The 3268-nt window shown below is 56.2% G+C and carries 4 protein-coding genes; all 4 read left to right on the forward strand.

Features of this window, described 5'->3' with window-relative positions; genetic code table 11:
* Nucleotides 1-292 precede the first annotated feature (292 nt).
* Nucleotides 293-727, forward strand: a complete 435-nt coding sequence (locus ACOSYY_RS02885; protein ID WP_421660767.1) for a hypothetical protein — start codon at nucleotides 293-295, stop codon at nucleotides 725-727.
* Nucleotides 728-1006: 279 nt separating this feature from the next.
* Nucleotides 1007-1621 carry a TetR/AcrR family transcriptional regulator gene (locus ACOSYY_RS02890; RefSeq protein ID WP_421660768.1) on the forward strand — a complete coding sequence of 205 codons (615 nt, stop codon included), beginning with the start codon at nucleotides 1007-1009 and terminating at the stop codon, nucleotides 1619-1621.
* Between the two features lie 4 nt (nucleotides 1622-1625).
* Entirely contained in the window at nucleotides 1626-2615 is a 990-nt protein-coding gene (locus ACOSYY_RS02895) for an HlyD family secretion protein (RefSeq protein WP_421660769.1), read from the forward strand.
* Nucleotides 2612-3268, forward strand: a 657-nt coding sequence (locus ACOSYY_RS02900; RefSeq protein ID WP_421660770.1) for an ABC transporter ATP-binding protein, incomplete at its 3' end; no start/stop codon positions are given. The genes ACOSYY_RS02895 and ACOSYY_RS02900, both read left to right, overlap by 4 nt.

Genomic DNA, 3268 nt, shown 5'->3' on the forward strand with positions numbered 1-3268 from the left:
GGATGCGCGCAATGGAAACGGCCTCGAGCCCGATCTGAGTGGTGAGGAGTGTAAGGGAAATGTGCTCGGACAATGCGCGCAGTAGAGTACCGCCAGGGGAAGTATGAAGAAAAGGGAAGTTCAGTGGTGGTGGCTTTTTGACTCTTTGCCCGGCTACGCGAGCACATGAGGAAGGCTTCGAGAAACACTGGACGAATGAGCTGGATCATGAATCATGCGCGCAATTGAAAAAGACTCGACATTTCTTTCAAAGAGTGAGAAGTGAAGAAAGCAAATCCTCTAAAGGCTTTCTGTGGTCAATCGTTCAGGGCATCGTTTTGTTGTGTATGCGCTACTCGTGAGCCTCGCCGCCTGTTCGGGGCCGCAGCCGATCCTCCGCTCGAATAAACAACTTCACTTGTATGGCAAACAGATGGCTCAACAGGAGATTGAATCCTGCCGGAAGCAAGTTGAAAAGACCGGATTACGGCATGGGACCAACCAAAGCGCGAATGCTGCAACAGGCGCCGTGCTCGGGCTGACTCTAGGTGGCGCGGTCGGCGCGTCGGCGGGGGTCGTGGGGGGACTGCCCGGTGTGACGATCGGAGCCGCCGCCGGTAGCGGGCTCGGATTCATCATTGGATTGCTCGGAGGAACGTTCATGCCGCTTGAGCCAGAGCCTCCTTACGCTGATGCCGTCACGCATTGTCTTAAGGAAAAAGGCTATGAGATCAGTGGCTGGGAATAGGGTGGCGTGTAGACTGAAGTTCAGGTTTGCTAAGGCAAGAACGTCACGATAGGTGCGAATCGATTAGAATCAGCGGGCCATTGCTCGATCCAGCGCGTTCATCCCCCTCCACACATGTCCACTGGGCTCTCTTCCTCTATATCGCGGCCAGGATTCCCAGATCGGCGTCATCCGGCCGGTGAAATAAGGGCTTAAAGAAGGGGAAATCTCCTGATTGACAACTCATGTGGGAAACTTATAAAACTATATAAGTTTCTGTGGTGCTCATATAATTCACCCATGAAGATACCGATAGACAAAGTCCTCTCTCGCCGTTCTCACGCCAACAGGGTTGTCAGCGCGGCCCGGCGGCAATTCTTCACCCATGGATTCAGAACGGTCCGTATGGATGATATCGCCGCCGAACTTGGTATGAGCAAGAAAACTTTGTATGCGCATTTTCCCAGCAAGACGGCGCTTGTTCAGGCCATCATGCAGAAGAAGTTTTCGGAAGTCGAAGCGGACCTCTCTCGCTTGAAATCGAGGGATGAGCAGAACGTTGAGACGGCGCTCCGCAATCTGCTGGATTGCGTGCAACGACACACAGCTGAAATCCAACCGCCGTTTGTGCGGGATATCGGCCGCGAGTTTCCCGAGCTGTTTCAAATTATCGAAAAACGTCGTCGAGACTTGATCCGTCGTCACTTTGGCGAACTGTTCGAACAGGGGCAGAAGGCCGGTCTTATAAGGAAGGATATCCCCGTTCATCTCATCATTGAGATTCTCCTCGGGGCCGTGCAAACGATCATGAATCCTTCCAAGTTGGCGGAGCTCGGCCTTACCGTGGAAACCGGGTACTCGTCAATCATTGGGATCATACTCGAAGGGGCGTTGGGCAACCGGCACAATCGGTGAACTGATGAGTGGAGATCATACAAGAACCAAACAATGGCTGCTCTTGGCGGTCATGCCGGTGGTCGTTCTGGTCCAGTCAGGCTGTGAGGGGCCTCCATCTGATCGAATCCAGGGTTACGTCGAAGGCGAGTACATCTATGTGGCGTCGCCCTACGCCGGCCAGCTTTCGTCGTTGTCTGTACGGCGTGGAGGCCAAGTCAACCTGGGGGATCCCCTGTTCGCGCTGGACCAGGTCTCGGAGAAAGCCGCCCGCGATGAAGCGGAGAGGAGACTCGGTCAGGCGCTGGCCAACCTCGAGGATGTGAAGAAAGGGAAGCGTCCCTCGGAGATCGAATCGCTCAAAGCGGAACTAAAATCCGCTCAGGTCGCGCTCCGCCTTTCTGTCCAAGAGGTCACGAGACAGGAAGGGCTGAAGTCCATGCCCGGCGCCGCAGTGGAAATGGAAGTGGATCGCGCTCGTGCGATGCAGAATCAGAATCAGCAGCGAGTGGCACAGCTGAAAGCCGATCTGCACACGGCGCTGCTGGGAACTCGCGCGGATCAAATTGCGGCAGCCGAAGCGGAGGTTCATGCAAGAGAAGCGGCGTTGGCCAAGGCAGAATGGGCTCTTGCACAGAAACGGCAAGCGGCGCCGAAGGCGGGGTTCGTGTTCGACACCCTCTATCGCGAAGGAGAATGGGTCGGGGCCGGACGGCCGGTGATTATCTTGTTGCCGCCCGATCATATCAAAGTGCGCACGTTTGTATCCGAGACAAAGGTTGGGGGCATCAAACTCGGGGACGTAGTCCAGATTACCGTGGATGGCGTGCAGGGCGCGATTCAGGGGAAGGTAAGCTACATTTCGCCGCGGGCAGAGTATACCCCGCCGGTCATCTACAGCCAGGAGGCCCGTAAGAAGCTGGTCTTCTTGGTCGAAGCGCTGTTCGATCAGGATGCTGCACGCGACCTGCACCCTGGTCAGCCGGTGGACGTGCGATTCAACGTTGCTCTATGAATCGGGATGTGAACGGACAAGAACTGGCCATCGACGTGAGCGGCATGACCAAACGGTTTGGGTCACGGACCGTGGTCGATAACATCGGGTTGCAAATACATCGCGGCGAAATTTACGGCTTTCTCGGGCCGAACGGCAGCGGCAAGACCACGTTTATCCGCATGCTGTGCGGGCTGTTGCGCCCGGATGGAGGCAGCGGTACGTGTCTTGGCTACGACGTCATTACCGAAAGCGAAGCCATCAAAGCCGCGGTGGGCTATATGACCCAGCGATTCAGTTTCTATGAAGACCTGAGCATAGCCGAGAATCTCGATTTCGTCGCGCGGATGTTCGGAATCAATCGTCGCCGCGAGGCCGTCGAGGAAAGCCTCGAACGGTTGGGCCTCGCCGGTCGACGAGCGCAATTGGCCGGTCAGTTGTCGGGGGGGTGGAAGCAGCGGCTCGCCTTAGCCGCCTGTCTGATCCATCGACCGAAGTTATTGCTACTGGATGAACCGACGGCCGGTGTCGATCCGAAGGCGCGCAGAGAATTTTGGGAACACATTCACCGATTGGCGGCCGAAGGCCTCACGTTCTTGATCACCACCCACTATATGGACGAAGCCGAGCGCTGCCATCGCCTTGCCTATATCGCCTATGGAAAGTTGCTCACC

The sequence above is a fragment of the Nitrospira sp. BLG_2 genome, from assembly GCF_049222245.1.